The sequence below is a fragment of the Butyrivibrio hungatei genome (genome assembly GCF_001858005.1).
Taxonomy (GTDB): domain Bacteria; phylum Bacillota; class Clostridia; order Lachnospirales; family Lachnospiraceae; genus Butyrivibrio; species Butyrivibrio hungatei.
On record NZ_CP017831.1, the window covers coordinates 1,819,024 to 1,844,570 of the forward strand.

Below are 25,547 nucleotides of genomic sequence, written 5' to 3' on the forward strand. Positions count from 1 at the left end.
AATTTCTTTCCTCATATTAAGTGGTGAACCAGTTACATTTGATCAAATAAGTTACTATCAGATCTCTACGTCCTGTGCGATATGTTCGAACAGATACTCAAGTACATCAGGTGTAAACTTTCTCGCCTTTAATGCTATTGTCTTTGCGTTGTCAGATTCTTCATCTATTCTGACTACGTCAGCGTACATGATAAGTGTTTCTGCAACTACTATCACATCCCTGCCGACTATATCGGGTGTCTTTGCATCTACCGTAATAGCGATTCCCAATGGACTGACATTTTTTACTTCTCCATAATATTTTTCTAATGTCTCTTTATCGACTATTACGCTGTTTGCTTTAAAATCAACTCTATTTATTTGTCTACGTTCTTCCATAGTTTTTTCTCCTATTCTTAGTTTTATTATATTTATTATAAATCATAAAAATCATCATAATAAGCAGAAAAAACGTGTTTTATGATACTTTTATAACTGATTTATCGTCCGTTAATTTTATTTGCTTTACCCTTTATCGTATAAAATACTCTTTATATTTATTAAAAAAAAATAAAAATCCCCAACATGGCTCTACGACCACGTTGGGGATCATCAAATCCTTTAACCTTCAATAACTATTATGTTTTCTCGAAGGGCATCTGCTTTAAACGTGAGTTTATCGTAAGTTTTACGATCACTATCTGCCCTATATACAATTCCATCTATAACAAATATCGTACCGGCATATACCATCTCGGTAACAACAGCCTGAGCCTGACTGCCCTTATTTATCTCTTCTTCGAGCTTTTCCTTCTTTATCTTAAGCTCTTTTATCTTACTCTCTTTCGTACCAATAGCAGCATTTATCTTGATCTTCCACTGCATCTGCTGTCTGTCAACCGCTCCGATCTCCTGAAGCCTGTTCTTTTCATTTGTAAGAGTACGAAGGTCCTCTTCTTCTCTACTAATACTCTTTTGGATAGCATTGAATTCTCCAAGAAGCGCTCCGTTTACACCAAGATTTATGATAGTCTTGGCACCTGACTTATTGCCCACAACAGCTGACTCTACGCCAAACAGACTTTGACAGGTTCCGCCATAGATTATTCCTGCTCTTCCATAGGTCTTAATAAGTCCCTGAGCATTTATAGTACAGTTGATAAAGTAGTTTGCTGAGATATTCTTGGCATTTATTGAAACGCCCTCAAAGAACTTGGCTGAAACATCTCCCTTAGCAGTAATGCTACCTCTTATAGGACAAGTAGCACCACATTTTATTATTACATTTCCGCCGCTGTTGATCTCTGAGCTTTCCATGTGACCACCAATTATGATATCACCGCTTGCATATATGACACTTCCGGAATTAACGTCACCAGTCACATACACAACGCCATCATAACTGATCTTCTTGTCAGTGATCTTAACTTCAGGCATTACCATGATCTTCTGGATATCTATGATCCCATCTTTATAGGTAAGAGCCCCTGTGTACTTAGCAACATAGGTTACTCTGTCGCTTAGTATCATAAAGCCTTCACCTTTAAGGATTGGAATCTCCTTACCTGATTTAGCCTTAACAACTTCGCCAAATACGTTAAAACCATCTGAACCTCTGGTTGCCCTATGATATTCAGCAAGCTTATCACCTACATGTACCTGAATAAGATCCATGTTAGAGAGATCTGCGGTTCCATCCTTTAATATTACAGGCTCTGTATTAGCCTCTGTATCAAAGAAATACTCATAATAGCCATCAGAACCATCTATTACTTCTTTTCCTGAAGCCACAAGATACTTCTGATTATGATTATGTTCTTTTACCATATCAGAGATGATGTCTCTGTTTATTCCCTTTCTGACATTACATTTGAACAGGAATGCCAGCACAACATCCTCTGTATACTCCATACCGTCAGCTCTAAGTGGGAGCTTCATCCAGCAGAGCATGTTATTTTGTGTAAAGGACAGATATAAGTCCTTATTTTCAATCATAGATTCAATAAGAACCTTGTCATCCTTTATTCCACCTGTTCTATCAAGTGCTATAGCCTCAGGTGTTTCATCCGGAAGAACAGCCTGATATTCACCAGAGAGCATAAGCTCCCTGATGCGTCTCATATCCTTGGCTGTATACATCATTGTAGAATACTGACTTACATCAAGCCCGTCCTCAAGGCCAAGTCTGATCTCGCGCATCTGATCAGCTCTATAAAGAGGCTTGCTATAAGGAGTAATATCTATCTGATGCTCCAAGCCCATTCGCATCTCATACATCTGTTGCCATCCATAGGCACCATCTGCGTATTTACCAACGTCAACGCCATTTTCAAGACCAATTCTGATCTCTTTTATAGCATCTCCGCGCATGTCTCCTGTAATAAAATCATCAATAGGAAGTCCTTCCTTAAGTCCTATCCTGATCTGTTCGATCTGATCCCCATCAAATCTTTCTTTGATATATCTGGAAATATCTACGTTGTCTAAGTAAGCCTTATGCATCTGATTAAGTATATTGGCATTATATCTAGCAATTTCCTGATCTGTGAAAAATAGCCCATCCTCCGCGCTGTGTCTGATAGCTCGCATTTTCATGTACGGCACATCTACAGCTGCATAAGAAGAAATATCGATTCCTGCCTCTAAGCCCTTTCTGATTTCCCGCATTTGCAGATTATCGTATTGTGGATCTTGGAAAAAAATAATTGGAACGCCGCCATTTTTAGACATACCAAGCCTGAGTTCTCGCATCTGGTCTGCTAAATACTCTTTCTTGGCATATACAGAAACATCTATACCATTTTGAATTCCCTGCCTTATCTGAGAAATCTGCCTTAGATCAAAGCCTTCTTCTCTGTATTTTGTCATGTCAATATTCTGAGTCATTTCGAGACGAAGCTCTTCCATCTCAGTCCATGGCATTTTTGGATCAAGATATTTAGAAATATCTACTTTATCGGTGAGACCCTTCCTGATCTCAGCCAATTGAAGCGCATTAAACTTAAGAGCTTTCAGTTTGTCAACATCAGCTCCTGCATACTTGCACAGATCTAGCTCTTTTTCTAATGAATTCTGATCAAAAGAATCAAGGCCAGAATAAACATTAAATTCACTAATAAGGTCCGCTTCCTGAGTAGCCATATGTGCTCCTAAAATTTGGCATATATAGTCTTTACAGTTTCTTTATGAGGGAAAGCTTGTTTTTCCCATCTTCATAGAGATAATTAACCTCATCCATGCTCTTTTTTACTATATAAATACCTAATCCACCTATCTGCCTTTCTTCAGCAGATAGTGTAATATCAGGATCTTCTTTTTGTAATGGATCATATCTGGCGCCGCTATCAATAAATGTTATGACCGCGCTCTCTTTACCAGTATCATAATCAAAAGATATTTCAGCCTGCCCTACTTTATCTCCATATGCGTAGTGACAAATATTAACGAATATTTCCTCAACTGCTACATCGATCTGAGTCTGTACCTTCAGTGAAGCATTATGCTGTTCAAGCTCTGCGTCAACAAATCCAATGACTTTATCCAGGTTATCTACCAGAGCATCAATTTTTAGTACACTCATATCTACTCTCCAACTGATTTACATAGACTCCTACAATTATATTATATACAAAATATCGTTAATATGTTTAATTATTTTTTCTGCTATTACCTTCTTTTTCTTTTTTTACAAATAGCGCAGCTACTACATATACGATGATCGCGATCACTGCTCCTAGCACAAGGAAGCTGTACTGATTAGAAATAAGCATTGCTCCGCTATAGGTATATAGGAAAATATGTGGAAATCTGAAAATGAGTGTCAGAATGATCCACACAATAAGTTTTTCTTCTGAATAATAGCCAAGATAGGCATATGTATCTTTTGGTAAAGGAAATAACATAAAAAGAATGTGAATAAGCATAGGTTTTCCTCTTTTTATGAAATCCTCAACCTTTATAAGTTTGTCTTCTGGGAATAAATATAGAAGGAAATCTCTACCAAATCTCCTACCAATAAGAAAAGCTAAAGAGTTCGCCAAAGTAGCAAAAACATCACATATGACCGCGCCCTTTAATCCGCCCCACACGTAACCAGCCGCCAGATAAAACGGTAGTCCTGGAATGCAAGTAGAAAGAGTTTGAATAAAGATAAAAATACCAAATATAAGTAACCCCAACACCCCTTGCTCAGCAACATACTGCTTAAGCTTATCGGGATCTCCTACAAATTTTATCATAGGACGTCCGATAAATAAATACAAAGATAGCATAAATACAACAACTAATGCAATTGTTAATATAGTTCTAAAGACACCCTTTTTCATATGATCGCCTCTAGATCAATTATACTATGTGAATCACTTTCTAACTACAGTAAGCTTAGCATCATAATACTCAGAAGAAAGAGAAAACTTGTCAGCTATCCCTTCTGTCACATACACATTTCCATCATCAGTGATAAATACTGCATCGAAGTCATCTCTCGTCTTCCAAAAATCTATAGCCTCATCAAGACCCTTCACAAAAAGAGCTGTTGAAAATCCGTCACACATAAGACCATCCTTACCGATTATAGTGACAGATACAAGGCCATTCTTTGCAGGCTTTCCTGTATCCGGATCCAGGATATGCCAGAACACTTCTCCATTACTTTCAAAGAATCTCTCATATCCTCCAGAGGTGATAATAGCTACATCTTCTGCCTTTATCACTCCCAAAATCCCGCTCTTAGTATCTTTAAATGGGCTCTTTATGGCAACGTTCCATGGCTGACCGTTTGGCTTTTTCCCAACGCACTGTACATTGCCTCCAAGATTTATCAGAGCACTTTTCACTCCCATCTTCCTGTAGTAATCAGCAAGCATGTTGCTGGTATATCCCTTTACGATACTTCCAAGATCAATCTTCATATCGGAAGGGATAGTAACAAGAGATGTTCCGTTAGATCCGTTCCTTATGCTGATCCTTCTGTAATCAACATATTTTAAAAGATCTTTTATCTCAGTTTCCTCAGGGATCCTATACTTACTGGTAGTGAATCCCCAGGCAGTCAGCACCGGATATATTGATATATCAAGATCTCCATCAGTCTCCTTGCATATATCAAGTGCATTCTTTAAGATCTCAGTAGTCTGTTTAGACATTGTGTACTGCTTTTTTTCATTTAGAAGTCCTATTTCGCTTTCAGGATCAGTAACAGATAGCGCCTTTTCAAGATTTCCTATTCTTCTTTCAGATTCATCCAAAAGAGCTTCATCTCCCGCAACCTGGATCTCCATTAGCGTATCCATTGCATAAAGCGTTGTAGTTTCAAGATTGTCTTCCTTGGCATGATAAAATTTTAGTATAACCAGAAATACCGCCAGGCCTAATACTACTCCGACGACTCCTAAAAGCTTTTTCATGAATAATCCTCTGTTAACTCCTGTTTTTCTTCATTCCAATAATAGCTCTTTATATGATAATTTCCCTTTTCATAGCCGTATCCATCTCCGGAATCCTCATATAATCTAAAACTTCCATCACATCCGGGGTAAACTGAAACTTCCACAGCATTATCATTCATATCCCTGGTACACAGCTCCGGCTTTTTCATAGGAATTATAGATCCTTCCTTAACAAAAAGTGGAATCTTATCAAGAGGGCACTTATATGAAATATCCTGTCCTCCCTTATAGCACTCCTTCGTGTAAAAGTCGTACCATTTTGTTCCTTCAGGAAGGTAAATATTTCTCTCATTCTGATCATCAACAACAGGACACACCATAATACTTGGTCCAAACATGTACTGATCAGAAATATATCTTGCTTTTTTATCATTTCCAAAATCAAAAAGCAAAGGACGGATAAATGTACCATCTTCCAGACAGACCAAAGCACCCACAGAGTAGATATAAGGCATCAATTGGTATCTGAGCTCTATAGTCTTACAGATGGCTTCATAATATCTGTTTCCTTCATCACCAAAAGCCCATGGTTCTCTTTCTATATCAGTGCCATGTGCCCTGAATACAGGTAAAAACGCTGCAAACTCAAGCCACCTGACATAGAGCTTTTTGTATTCTTCAGTGATCCCATCAGGATATTGTCCATTCCAAAACCAGTTTCTGCCCTTTTTGACAAAAAAAGCTCCTGTATCCATTGTCCAATAAGGCATACCACTTGCAGCAATCTGAAGCCCAGCTCTTACCTGGTTTCTAAGGCACTGCCAGCTGGCAGAAATATCCCCTGACCACAGAATAGTACCATACTTTTGACTACCTGCCCAGCCGCTTCTTGTGAGGTTTACAACTCTTTTGTCATGATCCTGTTTTCTTTGATTTTCCCATATCCCCAATGCATGATACTTTCCATATGAATTAGCCCTCTCAAATGGCATGATATTATCAGCATCTTTTTTATACTCACAGTATTTTTCACCAGCAGATGGTTCGATAATATGCCCCCATTCAGGTGTGATAGGCTCACTGCTGTCACACCACCAGCCATCAACACCTGCAGGATAAAGAGATTTCTCGATCTGTTTCCAATAGATATCTCTTCCCGCTTTTTCAAATGCATTATATACATCAGTCCCCGGGAATAAAAGACCTGCATCCATAAATTCAGTATTATCAGCTGTGCCCTGACTCATATTAGGCCAGATTGACATCATGAAATGAATTCCCATTTCATGCAGCTTTGCTGTCATCTTCTTTGGATCAGGAAACCGCTCTTTATCAAAACTCTTTTGTCCCCACTGCCCATCAGGCCAGCTAAGCCAGTCAAGTACCAGACAATCTACGCCGATTTTTCTTTTTCGAAACTCCTTAGCCGTATCAAGGATTTCTTTTTGACTCTGGTAACGCTCCTTACTCTGAATATAGCCATATGCCCAGTTTGGAAGCATAGCAGCTTTACCAGTGATTCTTCTAAAGTTTTTCACAACATCAAAAAGGTTGTCTCCAAACAGGAAAAAATAGTCAAGATAGAAATCTGCTTCCGTTTGAAGATAAGCTTCATTGTCTTTTTCCTCAAACATGAATAAAGACTCTGTGCTCAAAAGGATCCCGTAATTTTTGGAAGATATCATAAATGGAATGCTGATCTTACGATTTCCCTGATGTCCATAGTAAGTGGTATTTCTAAGATTCCACTCACCGTGCTCTCCCTGTCCAAGACCTAGCAAAATCTCATCTTCATCAAAGCAAAAATAATTTCTTGTCTTATAGGCATAGCCGCATTCTCTTTTTTCTGCTTCCTTTACCTTCTTTTTCAGCCCATCTGCCGTTTCGATCTCTTCAACTTTAAGATTACCCACTGTCTGATAAAGTGTTATCTTTTCAAGAAATCTTGGCTCAAATGCTCTTTCTTTTAGTAAAAGTCTTCCATTATCATTTTCAAAAGATACAGCCCCGGTTTTCTTTGAAATAATGATCTGTCCTTCAGATGACTTGATAAAAAAAGAAGTAGATGACTCCATCAATTTGTATTTTATGCCGTTTATAAAGCCATCGTAATCTCTTCCCTGCTCTGGAGAAAACTCTGCCTCTTCTGAAAAAGATACTCTTACAATGCCCCCATTTTGCGGAATGATCCTAAGCACACCTGCTTCAGAATAAAAAAGTAAGATTCCATTTTTATCTTCACACCTTGTAATCTCGTAGCTTTTTGCTGCAACTACCTCCATCATAACCTTTTCTCCCCATTTATACCGTCATTTTCAAAGCCTTACCATTTACATTTACTGTAACTAAGGTCTTTTCACCATAAGTTCTTTTAAGCTCCCAATCAGTTACCTTCATATCCTTCCATTCCATAGAAAGCTCAAGACCGCCCCTTAGGCGCACTCCTTTAACACTTCCTTTTGAAAACATACTAGGAAGAGCTGGCAAAAGAACAAATTCATCATCCCTTCCCTGTACCAGCATCTCAAGCATAGCTGCTGCCGCGCCAAGATTTCCATCAATCTGGAATATAGGTGAAGGATGATAAGGATGGTTATCCATAAGATTATCAAATGTGCTTCCTGTTAAAAGAGCTTTAAGGTTCTCATACACCTTCTCGCCATCAAGAAAATGTGCCCAAAGTCCAATGATCCATGCTCTTGACCATCCCGTGTGACCACCTCCATATGAAAGTCTCCTTTCAAGAGTTTTCCTGGCTGCCTTCATTAGATCAGGCGTCTTTTCAAAGCTGATCGAGCTTCCCGGATACACACCATATAAATGCGAAATGTGTCTATGTCCAGGCTCTTCTTCATCGTAATCTTCCATCCATTCCATGATCTGGCCAAATCTTCCGATCTGTATTTTTGGAAGTCCATCCAGGATCTTTTTTGCCCTTGAAATTTCAGTTGCATCAGCTGATAAAGCCTTACACGCTCCGATATATCCATTTAAGAGTTCCATCAGAATCTCTGTATCCATTGTTGCGCCCTCACACAGGCACCCTTTGACACCGCTTTTTAAGATATATGTATTTTCAGGAGATACCGTTGGCGATACAACAAGGTCCCCCTTATCATTTTTGATCAAAAAGTCCTCAAAGAAATCTACACACTCTTTAAGAACATCAAAGTTTTCTTTTAAGAACTCTACATCCCCGGTAAAAAGATAGTGCTCCCAGATATGGGTTGCCATGAAGGCTCCTCCCATTACCCAGTAAGAAGCAGGGATATAGTGATCCTGAGGAGCAGTATCTGCGTAGATATCCGTATTATGGTGGGCTACAAATCCCCTGCAGCCATACATTTTTTTTGCAGTTCCTTTGCCGTTATCACATACTCTTTTTAAAAGTTCAAAATATGGCTCGTGGCATGATGATAAATTGCCGCTTTCTGCGATCCAGTAATTCATCTCCAGGTTTATGTTGATCGTAAACTTGCTTCCCCAAGGCGGAGTAAGACTTGAATTCCAGATACCCTGCAGGTTCGCAGGAAGGCATTTGCCCCTGCTCGATGAAAAAAGGAGATATCTTCCGTACTGGAAGTATAGTGCGAACAGATCAGGATCGCTCTCTCCATTTTTGAGTGCAAAAAGCCTCTTATCAACAGGCATTTTTCTTGCACCTATGGTCAAGTCAGAGTCTGAGCCATCTCCCAGACATAATGATAATTTTTCAAATCCTTCTTTATATTCCAGGAGATGATCATTATATATATCAGCAAAAGATTTCTTGCAGACACGCTTTATATTTCTTTCTGATTCCCCTAAATAATCTTCATGATAGAACCTTGTCCTGATATCAATTATCAGATCTGCTTCTTTTGCATCTCTTATCAAAAGATGATCGCCAATAGTACTTATCCTTCCATCAGATCTGGCTTTCACTCTGACAGCAAAAGGGATGCCTATCCCTGTTACAACTTTAAATCCAATTTCATCCTGGGATGCCCATTCATCATCAAGGTTGTTGTAATCTCTTGACAGCCTGCAGCATAAGTTAATAGGCCCTTCATCTGCAGTCAGATGATAAACAATGACTCCATCGGGACGTGAAGCTATAAGCTCTCTTTTATAGCTGGACTCTCCTGCCTTATAAGAAGTTGTAACGCATCCTGTGTGAAGATCAAGTTCTCTTTCGTAACAATGAACTTCTCCAGAATGTTCCATATCAATAGTAAGAACCCCCGCCATCTGGTAAGAGCGTTCAGAATTGGGAGTACCTGATAAAGCCATGACAGCCAATTTTTCAGCCTCTGGTATCTTGCCATCATGAAGAAGTCTTCTGATCTCTCCAAGATATTTATATGCATCAGGATTGTTGCGATCTATAGGACCCCCACTCCAGATACTGTCCTCGTTTAGAAAAAGAGTATCTCTATTTGGCCCAGATGTAACCATAGCTCCCAATCTGCCATTACCTACAGGCAGTGCCTCTTCCCACTTATAAGCAGGTTTGTCGTAGTACAAGCTCAAACTGTCCATATTATCTACACCTCGGTTTTATTTCTGCAAAATGCATGCATATGCAGAAAAATCTTTATCCGCTTTACCAAATTCTGCTATTATCCTGCCTTCTTTAAGCAAGCTCTTATCAAGCTCCTTGGAATCTTCAAAACGATGATAGATCGCCAGAACTTTTCCTTCATATTCCCTTAACACAAGCTGCTGTCCAGTAGGCTTATTGTAACTGTAAACACTGCTGTCAATTACTTTAGTCACGCCGCTTTTTATAATATCTGAAGCCTCATTATAAAATGCTATAGCTTCATCAACTATCTTCATCTGCTCATCTGAAAGATCATATATATCACCACTAAGACACATTCTTCCAAGGAATGTAGAAACAAGTGAATAATAAAGGCGATCAGCATTGTCACTTGCTCTAAGTACTGCCCAGATCTGACTCTGTCTTGGCAAAATAACCCTGTGCATATTTGCAGCAATAACAGGAATAGCCAAAGTCTCATGGGCATCAGAAAAGCTTGCCTGACTTGCTATTTCCATCATTGAGTAAACAAGCCTGTGTCCGCCGCTTGAACAGTTTTCGATAACGATATCCGGTATTTCCTCTTTTATCTTGCGTATAAACTTCTGGGTTGCTAAAACCTTTCTGTAAAGCGCTTCTCCAAGACTATCGCCGCCATCACAACCTATTCCTATAGTGTCATTGTAATCAATCTTAATATATCCAAAGCCAGCCTCTTTTAGTGTTCCGATAACATCCTTTGTAAGATGCTCTATAACCCAGGGATCTTCCATATCAAGGAATCGTCTTCCTGCTACTGTAAGAGGATGACCGTCCTTTTTCAAAAGATGATCCGTCTCTTCAAAATACTTACTGTGTGGTCCTGCAAATTCAAATTCAAACCATAATCCTGGGATCATTCCTTTAGATCTGACATAATCAGCTGCCTCTTTTAGTCCATGTGGAAATCTTTCCTTATTTATTTCCCAGTTTCCTACGCTGCAAGCCCAGTCACATGGAAGTCCGTACCATCCTGAATCAATTACAAGATACTGTACTCCCTTGTTTTCAAGCTTATCAGCAAGTCTTTTTACACTGTTAATATCAGGATTTCCCCAGCTGATACAGTACTCATTAAACATGATTCCCATCTTGTCATCTACAGGTGAAATATCAGGATGCTGTGCTTTAACAAGCTTGTCGCAAACTTCAGCTAAAGAGTTTCCTGTAGCAACAATGGCATCAGGGGTTCTAAAGCTCTCACCACTTCTAAGCTTTTTCATCCAATGTCCCATATCTCTATCTGCTATGCCACCCATTACATCAAAATCCTGAGTCTCCTTACAGGAAAACTCTATCTGCCAGGAAGAAGCATGTCCCATCAAAAAGCCTATGAAAGTTCCATCCTCAGAATTTTCCATGGCAAGGAAAGGAAAATACTTTCTGACAGGCATAGAGCCCGTATTTCCAAATTTCTCAATTCTTCTTGCGCAGCCATTCCAGGACTTTTCCAAATGGAGATCCTGTATAGTCTCAGTCTTAAGTCTTCCCTCTTCACTCCAAAAGCTCATAAGCCTGTGAAATTTGTCAGCCTTTATTCCCTTAAGTGCAAAGCTCGATAACATCTCCAAAGTAACTTCTCTGCCACTTCTATTTTCAAATTCTGTATATACGCGGATTGCCTCCCCGTCCTTTTTCTCAAATACCCTTGCTCTATATCCCCTCTCATCTACAAAGAGAGTTTCTTTCCCATTTTCTTTTTCTAATACATCTACCTTTTTCAGATTCCAAAACGTTTCGCTAGAAACCATACTTAACCCGCAGGAAAAGCCTCCTGCATACTCATCACCAATAATCTTAGCTTCTACTACAAATTCCATAATAACCTTCCTGTCCACACATAAATATAGGCGGACGCAGCCTTTGGTTATGGGCCGCAGCTTTCAAAACTGTGGCCCATAACAGCATTTGTGTGCCCGCCAAATATAATTATATCGAAAAAGCTTTATTTTTCTATATTTTCCATGTACTTATCATAGTATTTCTGGTATAAAGAAACGTAATTATCTACGCCCATACTCTCAAGCTTACTGATATATGTTTCCCAATCCTTATCAACGTCCATGTCTCCTGTAATAAACTGTACCGTTGCCTGATTTACATAGTCGCCAATTGTAAGTGTAAGCTCTGAAATAGTCTGTGCATCCTGACCTTCGAATACAAGATTTGGTACCAGAGTATCTTCACCTGGATCAAACTTGCTGTATTTTTCTGCTGCAGCCTGAAGGAAATATTCACCGTCGTGACTTGGATCTTCTACCTGCATATCACCTCTGAACTTGGATGTGCTGCATCTGATCATAGCATCTGAAACATATGTAACCTTCTTGCCTGTGTAATCCTTAAAGCCGGCACCTACCCAGTCAAAGTCATCTGGAATATCGTATGTCTTGTAAGTTGGTGTTCCACCTGAAAGAGATGAACCTTCAGTTGTGTAATCCCAGCCAATACCCTCAGGTCCATTTGCCTGAACAAGAGATGCCTCTTCTGAAGCCATAAAGTCCATAAGTGCTACTGCAATCTCTGGATATTTGCAGTTAACTGATACGCTTCCAATGCAAGAACCAAAATAGTTATCAGCATTTCTTGCTGCAAATCTTACTCCACCAGGGCCTTCAACAGGTTCCATAACTTCCCAGTCCTGCCACTCACCATCCTGGTTTTTCCAGAATTCATCGTTTTGTGGTCCGCCAGCAGAATACATAGCTACAAGATGATCCTCATTACTTAATGTAGCCTGGAACTGGTTATTGTCCTGTGTAAATGTCTGATTATCCAAAAGACCTTCTTTATAAAGCTTACTCATAAATCTGAAAGCTTCTTTGTACTCATCTTTCATAACTGAGTATTCGATCTTGCCATCATTTACAACAAGACCAGCTGCTACTGTTGGGTTAGTATTACTAAGAGGATTGTTACACTCAACAAAAGAGTTCACCATCCATACAGTAGGATCTGTAGCCCAGCCACCGATCATACCAGTCATAGGGATCTCATCTGCTTTTCCATTTCCATTTGGATCTTCTGTCTTAACTTTCTTTAAGAACTCATACATCTCGTCAGTAGTCTGAGGTATCTTTCCATCATTAAGTTTTTCAACCCATGGCTTGTAGATATACATTCTGTTCTGGAAGTGAGTATGGAAACACTCATTATCATCACCGTAGGTATAGATCTTGCCATCTGACATCACAAGGTCACCCTTTCTAAGTGGGCTCTCCTCATTAAGTCTGTTCCAGTTAGGGCAGTCTTTTAAATAATCATCAAGTGGAATAAGAAGTCCCTGCTGGCCATATGACTGAAGCTCAGACTTGGTCCAGTTTGTAGCAAGGAACATATCAGGAATAGTGTCCGGATCTGTCATGATAAGATTAAGTTTTGTCTTAGCATCATCTCCATCTACATCATAAACAAAGTTTAAATGTACGTTTGTTTTTTCCTCGATCCAGTCTGTGACATAGTTGTCCTGATAGGTGCCTCCACCTGTTGTAGTAGCATAGACAAAGCATGTAAGCTCCACCTTTTCAGCAAGTGGGAATTTCACATCACTTACAGAATCAAACTTAAGTGCATCAGATACTTCCTCACTTTTTGCCTGCTCATTTCCACCAGTTGATTTTGCCCCGCAACCACATAGCATTCCTGCAACAAGACCTACAGACAGACCAGCTGCCATAAGCCTTTTTCCCATAAGTTTCTTTTTCATTTTTGTCCTCCTTTTTTATTCTAATGTAAAAAGAACTTATATCAACCCTTTACCGATCCGACCATGACACCTTTTACGAAGTATTTTTGGATAAAAGGATAAATGATCATAAGAGGTAAGGTACTGATTATGATTGTTCCGTACTTGAGCATTTCGCTTAAGTACATATTCTTCTGGATCACCATTGGATCCACGTTTCCTTTACTTAGATTGACCTGAGACAAAAGAAGTATCCTTCTAAGTACAAGTTGAAGAGGGAACTTTGCCTCATCATTTATGTAGATCATTGGATTAAAATATGAATTCCAGATACCTACTGCGGTCCACAGACAGAGTACTGCGATGATAGGAGTCGATAGAGGAATTACAATGCTTTTGAAAAACTTAAAGTCTTCGCAGCCATCCATCTGCGCCGCTTCCAGAAGTTCCTTGGGTATTGTCTGTTTAAAATATGTTCTCGCAACTATGACGTTATACGCACTAACTGATCCAGGAAGTATGATCGCCCACATTGTATCTATAAGTCCCAGATTTTTTACCAAAAGATATGATGGAATAAGTCCACCTGAAAACATCATTGTAAAAAGGAATATGCCCATAAGGATCTTTTTTCCTTTGAAATCATCCCTTGATAATGGGTAAGCTGCAAAAAGCGTAAGTGTAATACTGATAAAAGTTCCTACTAACGTATAGAGTAAAGAATTGCTGTAACCTACCCAGATCGAGCTATACTCAAACACTGCCTTATAGCTATCAAGTGTTGGTGCAACAGGAAGGAATCTGACTCTTCCTGCCATAAGAGCATCACCTGAACTAAAAGAACAGCTCACAATGTAGATAAGCGGATATAGTTCTATTACAAGTAATAACGCCAGTAAAATATAATTTATGAAATATACGACCTTGTCCTGAGATATTTTCTTATTCATTGTTTATTTCACCTTCCCCCAAAATTAAGATTATAAAAATCCATTACCCGTCAACTTATCTGCTATCTTATTGGTAACAAGAATAAGAACAAGTCCTATGAGCGATTGAAAAAGTCCTATCGCTGTCGAATAGGAATAATCCGGAAATGTTGAAACTAATGAGACCTTGTATGCATATGTTGTTATTACTTCTGATGCACTTACATTGTTCTGATTCTGCATAGCAAGGACTTTCTCATATCCAATATTTAAGACACTTCCCATGTTAAGGATCAGCATTATGACCACAGTTGGAAGTATCGCTGGAATATCCACATATTTTATTCTCTGCAAAAGAGTTGCTCCATCGATTATGGCCGCTTCGTGCTGCTCCATATCAACACCCGCAAGTGCTGCGATATAGATGATCGAACCAAATCCAACTCCCTGCCATACTCCGGACCAAACATATAAGGATGGGAACAACCCTGCTGATCCAAGTACACTTACGCCAAATTTCTCATATACAAATTTTCCGATCACGCCTATTCTGGTATCCATCAAAAGGTTTATGATACCAACAAAGACTACTGTAGAAATGAAGTATGGGCAGTAACTAACCATCTGCACCGTTTTTCTAAACCTCAGATTTTTGGCATAGTTAAGTGAAAGTGCCAGTAAGATCGCAGTAGGGATTGATACGAGCATAGAATAAAATGAAAGAATAAGTGTATTTCCCAGGCATTCTTTAAAGTTATAGTTATTAAAGAATCTGATGAAATTGTTCATTCCACAGTTTTCTGCCCATGGGCTTCCCCATATTCCTTTGCTTACCTGATAATTCTTAAAGGCAAGTATTACTCCGTACATTGGTGCGTATGCGAATATAAAAAGAACTATGACCGGCAGCGACACCATAAGATACAACTGCCAATGTCTTAAAGCATATTGACCAAATCTTTTTAAACTTGATTCTGTGTTTTTCATTTAGCTTTTTTCCTTCCGTCAGATTTGATGGTTCAATTATTATTTCTTTCCGGGGAAAAAATCTATATACAATGTTTTTTGGGAATATTCAAAATTTAAAAGGGGCCCGAAGGCCCCTTTTTATCAGTGTTTTTTATATTCAGATGTTTCCGATCTTAAAATCTTCCTCAATAGAATTTAGACCATTTGCAGATATTTTTAGTGTTACAATTTCGTTTTCATATCCTGAACGAATAATTACTGTTGCTCTTCCTCTAAATGAAGTTGTATCTCCATCAGTATAATTATCTTCTGTAACAGGATTAGCTGATCCAAAGCCTGCAATAGTTGTTCCTTTATCTTTACTTGCAAGTTCAGCCTTTAAACTGATCTTTGCATCAGGAACTACATTTCCATCTTCGTCAATGACTTCTACTCCCACATAAATAAGTGAATGTCCATCAGCTTTCATCTCTTTCTTTTCAGGAATAAGTCTTAAGCTGTGAGGCACCTTAGTAGTAACAATCTCATCTCTGCTAACTTCAGAGCCTTTTTCATAGCTTATAGCTTCCACTTTACCTGGAACATACTCTGTCTCAAAAGAAACTGAGTTTGGTAATGGTTTTTCAAAACTTACCTTCTTTCTTCCAAGGCTCTTTCCATTTACAAGAACTTCTACTTCTTCCGCCTTTGAAAATACAACGATCTTTATATTCCTGTTTTCATAGCCTTCATAGTTCCAGTTCTTTCTGACTTCTGTGAATCCCCATGGAGTCATCATCTCTACTTTTCCAAAGGTATCAGGATGCATTGAATAAACATATGTCTTGTCGCTTCCCCATACTACACTTCTGTAGGCTCCTTGTGGAAGCATAAAACCTGTAATATCATAGTCAGCATCATTTGCAAGTCTCCATGGATATGGTGATGAGGCCGGAGGCATCAGGTACCATCCTCCTGACTTTGCCTTTGGGTCATTTTCATCAACATACTCAGCCTTACCAATTCCCGCTTCTCCAATGTAGTCCCAGGCTGTCCAGGTGAACTCTCCTATAACATATGGGAGTCTTTCTACCAGTGGCCATCTAAAGCCTATTTCTCTTGGGAAATTCTCAGATCCAAGGATCACTCTATCAGGGAACATCTCATGATCTCTTTCATACAGTCCTTCCATGTAGTTGTATCCCACAATATCAAGTCCGTTTGTAAAGGGCTCTGACATAGTTTCCCAGCTTGTACTTATAAGTCCCTCTGAAGAGTTTTGATTTTGACTTTGTCCTTTCATGAGATCATCGTCAAGACCTCCCCAGTATGAACAGATGCCATTACTTATTGGTCTGGTTGCATCAATCTCTCTGATCTTGTCAGAAAGTTCTTTAGCAAGTGTATATCCATTATCGAGGCCTCCTCTTTCGGGTATCTCGTTACCTGTAGACCAAAGGATAACAGATGGATGATTCCTGTCTCTTTTTACAAAGGCTGTAAGGTCTTTTTCCCAGTCAGATGCAAAAAACTGGCTATAATCTCCGCCACGCTTTGCCATTCCCCAGGCATCAAAAGCTTCATCAAAAACATACATTCCAAGTCTGTCACAAGCTTCGATAAATGCTGCAGATGGAGGATTATGTGCTGTTCGAACCGCATTAAAGCCTGATTCTTTAAGCTTTTTTATCTTTCTTTCTTCTGCTTCATATAATGAAACAGCTCCTAAAAGTCCATTGTCATGATGAAGGCATCCGCCCTTTAATTTAACTTCTTTTCCATTTATTCTAAGTCCTCTTTCAGCATCTGCTGTAATAGTCCTAACACCAAAGAGTGTCTCTGTCTCATCTGCCTTGAGGTTTTCTTCCGGAATAAAATGAGTTCTATAAATACCAAGGCTCTTTACACTCACCTTTACTTTATACAGGTTTGGGTTTTCTGCATCCCATAGCTTTGGATCCTGTAATATGAACGAAATCCTTGCTGTATCTGTTTTTCCTGAGTTTACCTGTATTACACTCTTTGTCTTTTTCTTCTCTTTTCCATCTTCTTCATCAAAAACTGATACATTAACTTCGCAAAGTCTGTTTTCCAAAGTCCTATTAGCTACTTCTATAACTGCTTCCAAATAAGCTCTGTTTCCATCCACTTCCTTGGTGCAAATAAATACTCCATTTTCTGGCACATGAACTCTTGGACCATGACATATCTTAACGCCTCTGTATAAACCTGATCCTGTATACCATCTGCTGTTTACATACATTGTGGTATTGCAGTTAATTGTTATCCTGTTTTCTTTTCCGAAGGTCACATAATCAGTAAGGTCTACATAGAATGGTGCATAACCATAATGCTGACTGCCTACCTTACACCCATTTACATCTATGGACACATTCATCATGGCGCCATCAATCATCAGTCCAACGCATTCATCCTTCCAGTCTTCAGGAATAAAAACCATCTTTGTATAATTAGAAAGGCCTCCTACAAAATAACCACTATCTGACCTTGCAGGTGCATCAGGTGAGACTTTGGTGCCTATCATTCCATCATGCGGAAGATTGACTACTTCCCCTGGATCTTCGTCCAGCATCCCCAGAGAATCAACGAAGTTCCTTCTAAATGTCCATTTTTCATCAATACATATTTTTTCCATAATAACTTACCCTCTCTTAGTTTATATGATCTTATTTTTAGTCATTTCTATATTCAGATGTATTAAGTCCTGTCACTCGCTTAAATGCCCTGCAGAAGGAATTTGTAGATCCATATCCTACCATCTCACTTATCTTAACTATAGGAAGGTCTGTAGTCCTAAGGAGATCTTTGGCCTTATCAATCCTGATATTTTCTATATAATTTGAGAACTTGATTCCCTGAGTCTGTTTAAAGAGACTTGATAAATATGGCTGACTTATCTCAAACTGATCTGCCACCATGGAAAGAGACAGATTCGGATCACCATAATGGCTATCTATATAAGATACAATGCCGCCAGCTATCATGTCTGCATCCTGCATCTTCTTTTGTCTGTTCATGAACTGGCATAATTCCTTAAACAGGTTAAGTGTTATTCTGATCTGGTTAAGTACAGGCAGGTTATGATTCTTTTCAAGTTCTTTGTAGTATCTTGCATACTCACTGTCACCGAGCTTTACAAGGTCAAGCAGCCTAAAGAGTGTGGACTGAAGATCTGTGATCAGCATGTGCTGCACATATACAGGAAGGTCTGACTCAATAAAGTATTCCGTGACTATCATCTCCAGATAATCATGAAGTCCCTTCTCATCACCAGTTGTCACATAATGTACAAGCTTAACATGCATATCTGCTGACGGATAGCCAATTGAGTGATTTTCTCTATGGTCATACCAAATGATAGTATTTTCAATCTGCTCTGCTTCATTGTAGCAAAGATACGCAGCATTAAGATATGACTCTCTGATGCGATCCGGACTACTTTCTATACTTCCTCCATATACAAATATCTTTTCAGCCAGTGATGGAGCCATCTGCATCTTTATATTTTTTACAAGTTCACTGGACTTTTTCTTTATCTCATCCTCACCTGCAGCTTCAGTATTCATTATAAGCGCAAGCTGTCCTTCTCCAAGGTCTGTATAAAGACTTCCTGGAAGCTTTTGATCTATAAGCTCTGTAAGAGAAGCTGAGAAGGTATTTAAAAGCTTTTGATCTCCTTCTTCGCCTCCATTTATGACCATATGGAACCTAAAAAGCAGAACCCAAAATGTCCTGTTCTCCACCTGATATTGTAGATAATCTGCCATTCTGAGGATCTCTTTTTCTTCCTGAAAGCCAGAAAATAAAAGTCTGTTAACAAATGCTGTCTGCAAATATGGTTTTTGATCATTCAGAGCATTTGAAAGTTTGTCATTAGAATCTGCCAAATATGTAAATGCCTCTTTTAAGCTGGCCAAAGCTGACTGATGGCCGCCAAATCTCTCTATCCTAAGTGACATTTTATTTAACATATCATTTATAGGAGTAGCATTCTTGATAGAAATCTGATAACTAAGGATCACATCTACCAAAATACCTACAAAAATAAATGCCACAAGTAAAAGAATGCAGTACGTAAGTCTTTGATTGATGATCTTGTTGGGAACAAAGTTAGTGTACCTCATACCTGAAGCTTCCGATTCAAGTGAGATCATAGTATACTGCTCTCCGCCAAGATTTACCTCTTTTTGAATTGCATCTTTTTCATCATCAGCTTCCTGCAAAAGATTTTCTATATCACTATCACTAATAGTCATCTCATCGTCAAAAGCTTTATATATGATATTTCCCGAAAAATCCTGAACAACCTGTATACTGCCTTCTTCCATGGCTGGCATCACAGATGATGCAACATCCTCTTTTATGTAGATAACTACATGTCCATCCCCTCCAATGGTCGTAGAAAGAAGAGGCCTTGTATAGCAGATCAGATTTTCTTTAGTCTTTTTTACATAGATTTCGTATTCTTCCATAGGAAGAAATCCGTAATGTTTACTTTCTTCAGTTCTATCTAAAGACCATTTTTCAAAATCTTCGATATTATCTTTCCTAAGATATAGATCATAAAACTGCTCATAAGTGTAGGCAATTGATTTATTGATAACAACTTCCGACTTATCAAAAAATATATAATAGTCATATACTGCCTGATTTACCAGGTACAGATCTGGCAGAGCTTCCTGGAGCTCATGGATCTTGTAGGTATTGGGATACTCCATGACATTATCAAGATTTTTAAAATGATTAACTTCTACATTTGAAGTAAGACAATCTCCCAGATAGTTCACCTCTGACACAATAGTATCAAAGATACTTGCTGAATGGATCAGCTCAGTCTTTCTGGTGTTGATGTCATCATGATTAATAACAGCAAGCATGTATGCATAGTAGCTACAGCATATCACCATAGGTAGCAGCAACGCAAAAAAGTACATAATAAAATATTTCTTGAACAGAATATTTTTATTTCCCCTCTTATTCATAAAGAAAGACTACCTTCCCCGCCAAATTTAGAGCTTGTACAAGCCAATTATAACAATACAATTATCATATCTTCCTGTTTAAAAAGATATATTCAATTTATATTTTCATATATTCAAATCTTTAGAACGCCCATAAATACAATGACTTGAAGCAAAAAAGAGGACTGTCAAAGACAGTCCTCTCAAAATAGTATAGATACTATTTATTATTTATTCTTAGAATCGTTGTAAGCCTTCTTTGCAGCTTCGAATCCAGCCTTAAGTCCCTCAAGACCAGCCTTAGCTACTTCTGCTGACTGCTGTGCAAGATCCTTTGCGATCTCTTCAGCCTTCTTTGCAGCATCCTCAAGCTTAGCCTTTGTCTCATCATCTACAACGCTCTTGCTTGAAGCCTTGTTTGCCTTGTCTGCAATAGCAGCCTGTGCAGCAGCAAGTCTAGCAACAGGTACACGGAATGGTGAGCATGATACATAGTCAAGGCCAATCTTGTGGCAGAACTCAACTGATGAAGGATCTCCACCGTGCTCTCCACAGATACCAACGTGAAGTGATGGGTTAACTGGCTTACCAAGCTTAAGTGACATTTCCATAAGCTTACCAACACCTGTCTGGTCAAGCTTAGCAAATGGATCGTTCTCGAAGATCTTTGTGTCATAGTAAGCATTGAGGAACTTACCAGCATCATCACGAGAGAATCCGAATGTCATCTGTGTAAGGTCGTTTGTACCGAAGCAGAAGAAATCAGCTTCCTTAGCGATCTCATCAGCTGTAAGAGCAGCTCTTGGGATCTCGATCATTGTACCAACTTCATAATCAAGCTTAGCACCTGCAGCAGCGATCTCAGCGTCAGCTGTCTCAACTACTATCTGCTTAACGTACTTAAGCTCCTTAACCTCACATACAAGTGGGATCATGATTTCAGGCTTAACATTCCAGTCAGCGTGTGCCTTCTGAACTTCAAGAGCTGCACGGATAACTGCCTTAGTCTGCATCTTAGCGATTTCAGGATATGTAACTGCAAGACGGCATCCTCTGTGACCCATCATAGGGTTGAACTCGTGAAGTGAATTGATGATAGCCTTGATCTCGTCTACTGACTTGCCCTTAGCGTCAGCAAGCTTCTTGATCTCGTCCTCTGTTGTAGGAACGAACTCGTGAAGAGGTGGATCAAGGAATCTGATTGTAACTGGGCATCCCTCAAGAGCTTCATAGAGCTGCTTGAAGTCGTTCTGCTGATAAGGAAGAATCTTCTCAAGAGCAGCTTCTCTCTCTTCTACTGTATCTGAGCAGATCATCTCACGGAATGCAGCAATTCTGTCTTCCTCGAAGAACATGTGCTCTGTACGGCAAAGACCAATACCCTCAGCACCAAGCTCTCTAGCCTTCTTAGCATCAGCAGGTGTATCAGCGTTTGTACGAACCTTAAGTCTTCTGAACTCATCAGCCCAAGCCATGATACGTCCGAACTCACCAGCGATCTTAGCGTCAACTGTTGCGATCTGACCATCATAGATGTTACCTGTTGTACCATCGATTGAAAGGAAGTCTCCCTCGTGGAACTCTTTTCCACCAAGTGTGAACTTCTTGTTCTCTTCGTCCATGTTGATGTCGCCACAACCTGATACGCAGCACTCACCCATACCACGAGCAACTACGGCAGCGTGTGATGTCATACCACCACGAACTGTAAGAATACCCTGAGCAGCCTTCATACCTGTGATATCTTCTGGAGATGTCTCAAGACGTACAAGAACTACCTTCTCGCCTCTCTCAGCCCAAGCTACAGCATCATCAGCTGTGAATACAACCTTACCGCAAGCAGCTCCTGGAGATGCACCAAGACCCTTTCCGATTGGTGTTGCAGCCTTAAGAGCAGCAGCATCAAACTGTGGGTGAAGAAGTGTATCAAGGTTTCTAGGATCGATCATTGCTACAGCTTCTTCTGGAGTCTTGTGTCCCTCATCAACGAGGTCGCAAGCGATCTTAAGAGCAGCTGGAGCTGTTCTCTTACCATTACGGCACTGAAGCATGTAAAGCTTCTTGTTCTCTACTGTGAACTCCATATCCTGCATGTCATGATAGTGATTCTCAAGAGTCTCACAAACCTTGATGAACTCAGCATATGCTTCTGGGAATTCCTTCTCCATCTGAGCGATTGGCATAGGTGTACGAACACCAGCAACTACGTCCTCACCCTGAGCGTTGATAAGGAACTCACCCATAAGTTTATTTTCACCTGTTGCAGGGTCACGAGTAAATGCAACACCTGTACCAGACTCATTGTTAAGGTTACCGAATACCATAGGCATTACGTTAACAGCTGTTCCCCATGAATATGGGATATCGTTATCACGACGATATACGTTAGCACGAGGGTTATCCCATGAACGGAATACAGCCTCGATAGCGAGCTTAAGCTGCTCTACAGGATCTGAAGGGAAGTCTTTTCCGAGCTGCTTCTTGTACTCAGCCTTGAACTGCTCAGCAAGTTCCTTAAGATCTGCTGCTGTAAGATCTACGTCAAACTTAACACCCTTCTTCTCTTTCATCTGATCGATGAGCTGCTCGAAGTACTTCTTACCAACTTCCATAACAACGTCAGAGAACATCTGGATGAAACGACGATATGAATCGTATACGAAACGCTCAAATGCAGGATCAGGATTGCCCTTGATCATTGCTGCTACTACGTCGTCGTTAAGACCGAGGTTAAGGATTGTATCCATCATACCAGGCATTGATGCACGAGCACCTGAACGAACTGATACAAGAAGAGGATTCTGAAGATCACCAAACTTCTTACCGTTGATCTCCTCCATCTTCTTAACGCCGTCCATAGCCTGAGCCATGATCTCGTCGTTGATCTTACGACCATCCTCATAATACTGTGTGCAGGCCTCTGTTGTGATTGTGAAGCCCTGTGGTACTGGAAGGCCAATGCTTGTCATCTCAGCAAGGTTAGCACCCTTACCACCGAGAAGGTTACGCATTGTCATGTTACCTTCGCTGAACATATAAACCCACTTGTTCGCCATGTTTTTTACCTTTCTTACCGATTCTATATTTAATCGGTACCCTTACTTTTTATTATAATCACTGTGCTAGTTATCATAAGCTTCCGCAATGATATGTAATTGCTCTAGCCTGTGGTAATACAGCTTGAAACACTTACATATCACCACGCAAGCTGTTCCATAATAAACTGCACAGAAATTACCATGATAAGAACAAAAACTTAAACCTTTGGTCCATTCTGAGGAACGAAACTATCAAAGATGAAAACATCAAAGTGTTTCTTGGCCTCAGCAAGCTCTGATTCGCTCTTTATCGTCCAGGCAGCTGCTGTACTCTTGTACAGGTTCTTGCAAAGTCTCCTTGAGCAATTAGCGTGATACTTGTGGTTAAAAGCAATAAAATCAGGCTTGGTCAAAAAGTTAAGCAAAAGATTGGTGAGTATGAAATACAATACTCCCTTAAACTCTTCTGGCTTGTCTCTATGGAAGTCATCTGAAAGCTGACCTCTGAATACATCAGGATGCTTTCTCCTGAACCAGAAAAGTCCCAGTGGGTTAAAGGACTCAATGCAATATATTCCGTTGTAATCCCTCAACAAACTGTCAACAATTGGACAAACCGATAAATCTGTAAGCTCGATCTTAAGCTCTATGATAAGAGGAACCCTTCCACCTACCATCTTAAGAAAGTCTTCAAATTTAGGTATCTTCTCCTCCGAATCAAGAAGATGGAAATTCATGAGTTCTTCGTAGGTATAATCGATCACCTTACCCTTTACCCCAAGACTTCCATCAGGATTCCTTACGGCATCCTCTGCTTCATGTCCCTTATCATATCTGGCAACTCTGGCCAATGTAAAATCGTGGAATACAACCGGGACATTGTCTTTGGTAAGCTGAACGTCACATTCTATACCATATCCGCCCTCTACAGCTTTCTGGAAAGCAGCCATAGAGTTCTCTGGAGCCATAGACAAATTGTCATGCAATCCTCTGTGAGCATACAAGACTTTGGTAAATGGTTCCCTTGAAGGCCTCTTTATCATTCTAGGCATTATCATAAGAAAATATAAAAATGCCAAAACAATGAAAATTATGAGTAAAACCCTCAATAACAGCATGAATATCACTTCCTAATTACAATTTAAAGCTTCGTTAAAAATTAGACGCGACGCGTCCGCTAAATATTTTACAGCCTTCTTCCGTATAACGCAACTATTTATTTATTAAATGTGTAGCTTTTGCTTTAAAATTTTTATCCTGTTTTTGTATGCTTCTTACAATAAAATAATCCTATCTGGTCTTCGCCAGATAGGACTAATGTTCAAAATATCACTATTGTAGAAGGTCTATCCTATCTACTGAGAAAAGGCAAGGTATTACAAGGAAATTGCTTCCTTCTGCTTTGATCCTGTCAAAATGAGACTCCGGATCTACTGAAAGCCACTTATCTATCACCTTAGACTCTTCATCTGAGTTTTTGATATTTACATTATTTCTAGGCTCTTCATAGTAGGAAAATAAAATATTCTCATGAACAGAGATAAATGCATATTTATCTCCCTTTAAAAGTCCCTCTTCTACTATCGCATTGTGATACATGATGTATGAAGGCAGCTTATGAGGATATACAAAAGCAATCCTTCCTATGCGCTGCTTTGAAGATGTAGTTCTTTCATGCTCCCACTTATCAAGGTCATCTTCTGGAATATGATGGTAATAAACGTTTATCATTGGAGCAAAAAATCTATCTCCATCCTCTTCTGGCCAAGGTTTTAAATATGGCTTTAAATCAGCCATAAGAGCATCAACATCAATGTTTTTTTCATCAGCATTTTCGATGATCTCCTCTAAATACAAAAATCCCATGTCCTTATATCTGTAAAACGAAGCATTGCATAGCTTTCCATTACTGATAAGCTCTAAAAGTTCCTGTCTGCATCTATCTAAGATATTATCAAGAGGCATATCGCCTCCCATTAGTTTAAAGCTGCATCTGTACTGTGATCTTCGTATCATTCCCTACTCCTCCAAGTAA

General features: G+C 39.4%; 16 protein-coding genes. All 16 read right to left on the minus strand.

All coding sequences use genetic code 11. The features are described 5' to 3' along the window. Positions 1–57: 57 nt before the first annotated feature. The 16 genes from bhn_RS08460 to bhn_RS08535 all read right to left on the minus strand — a co-directional run bounded on the left by bhn_RS08460 (position 58) and on the right by bhn_RS08535 (position 25,528). Entirely contained in the window at positions 58–378 is a 321-nt protein-coding gene (locus tag bhn_RS08460) for a PilZ domain-containing protein (RefSeq protein WP_071176284.1), read from the minus strand. A 222-nt stretch (positions 379–600) separates the two neighbouring features. Further along, a complete protein-coding gene (locus tag bhn_RS08465; protein ID WP_071176285.1) occupies positions 601–3,120 on the minus strand; it encodes a DUF342 domain-containing protein in 2,520 nt (839 codons plus the stop codon). Positions 3,121–3,151: 31 nt separating this feature from the next. After that, entirely contained in the window at positions 3,152–3,559 is a 408-nt protein-coding gene (locus bhn_RS08470) for an ATP-binding protein (protein ID WP_071176286.1), read from the minus strand. A 67-nt stretch (positions 3,560–3,626) separates the two neighbouring features. Further along, positions 3,627–4,304 (minus strand): TVP38/TMEM64 family protein, encoded by a 678-nt coding sequence (locus bhn_RS08475; protein ID WP_071176287.1) that lies wholly within the window; start codon positions 4,302–4,304, stop codon positions 3,627–3,629. Between the two features lie 33 nt (positions 4,305–4,337). Next, positions 4,338–5,384, minus strand: coding sequence for an FAD:protein FMN transferase (locus tag bhn_RS08480; RefSeq protein ID WP_071176288.1), 1,047 nt, complete (start codon positions 5,382–5,384; stop codon positions 4,338–4,340). Then, positions 5,381–7,651, minus strand: coding sequence for a glycoside hydrolase family 31 protein (locus tag bhn_RS08485; RefSeq protein ID WP_071176289.1), 2,271 nt, complete (start codon positions 7,649–7,651; stop codon positions 5,381–5,383). The genes bhn_RS08480 and bhn_RS08485 overlap by 4 nt, the downstream gene beginning before the upstream one ends. Positions 7,652–7,667: 16 nt before the next feature. Beyond that, positions 7,668–9,887, minus strand: coding sequence for a glycoside hydrolase family 95 protein (locus bhn_RS08490; RefSeq protein ID WP_071176290.1), 2,220 nt, complete (start codon positions 9,885–9,887; stop codon positions 7,668–7,670). Positions 9,888–9,905: 18 nt separating this feature from the next. Further along, complete coding sequence (locus tag bhn_RS08495; RefSeq protein WP_071176291.1) at positions 9,906–11,750, minus strand: glycoside hydrolase family 36 protein; 1,845 nt, start codon at positions 11,748–11,750, stop codon at positions 9,906–9,908. A 125-nt stretch (positions 11,751–11,875) separates the two neighbouring features. Beyond that, a complete protein-coding gene (locus bhn_RS08500; RefSeq protein ID WP_071176292.1) occupies positions 11,876–13,636 on the minus strand; it encodes a type 2 periplasmic-binding domain-containing protein in 1,761 nt (586 codons plus the stop codon). Between the two features lie 41 nt (positions 13,637–13,677). Beyond that, positions 13,678–14,565 carry a carbohydrate ABC transporter permease gene (locus bhn_RS08505; protein ID WP_071176293.1) on the minus strand — a complete coding sequence of 296 codons (888 nt, stop codon included), beginning with the start codon at positions 14,563–14,565 and terminating at the stop codon, positions 13,678–13,680. A 30-nt stretch (positions 14,566–14,595) separates the two neighbouring features. After that, a complete protein-coding gene (locus bhn_RS08510) occupies positions 14,596–15,531 on the minus strand; it encodes an ABC transporter permease (RefSeq protein ID WP_071176294.1) in 936 nt (311 codons plus the stop codon). Positions 15,532–15,670: 139 nt separating this feature from the next. Then, the gene (locus bhn_RS08515; RefSeq protein WP_071176295.1) at positions 15,671–18,148 is read right to left on the minus strand and encodes a glycoside hydrolase family 2 TIM barrel-domain containing protein; all 2,478 of its coding nucleotides are present in this window, start codon (positions 18,146–18,148) and stop codon (positions 15,671–15,673) included. A gap of 37 nt (positions 18,149–18,185) precedes the next feature. Beyond that, positions 18,186–20,420, minus strand: a complete 2,235-nt coding sequence (locus bhn_RS08520) for a helix-turn-helix transcriptional regulator (RefSeq protein WP_161487312.1) — start codon at positions 20,418–20,420, stop codon at positions 18,186–18,188. Positions 20,421–20,701: 281 nt separating this feature from the next. Further along, positions 20,702–23,530, minus strand: a complete 2,829-nt coding sequence (gene ppdK / locus bhn_RS08525) for a pyruvate, phosphate dikinase (protein ID WP_071176297.1) — start codon at positions 23,528–23,530, stop codon at positions 20,702–20,704. 200 nt (positions 23,531–23,730) lie between these two features. Then, positions 23,731–24,591, minus strand: a complete 861-nt coding sequence (locus bhn_RS08530; RefSeq protein ID WP_236845898.1) for a glycerophosphodiester phosphodiesterase family protein — start codon at positions 24,589–24,591, stop codon at positions 23,731–23,733. A 253-nt stretch (positions 24,592–24,844) separates the two neighbouring features. Continuing rightward, positions 24,845–25,528, minus strand: a complete 684-nt coding sequence (locus tag bhn_RS08535) for a hypothetical protein (RefSeq protein ID WP_071176299.1) — start codon at positions 25,526–25,528, stop codon at positions 24,845–24,847. Positions 25,529–25,547: the final 19 nt, after the last annotated feature.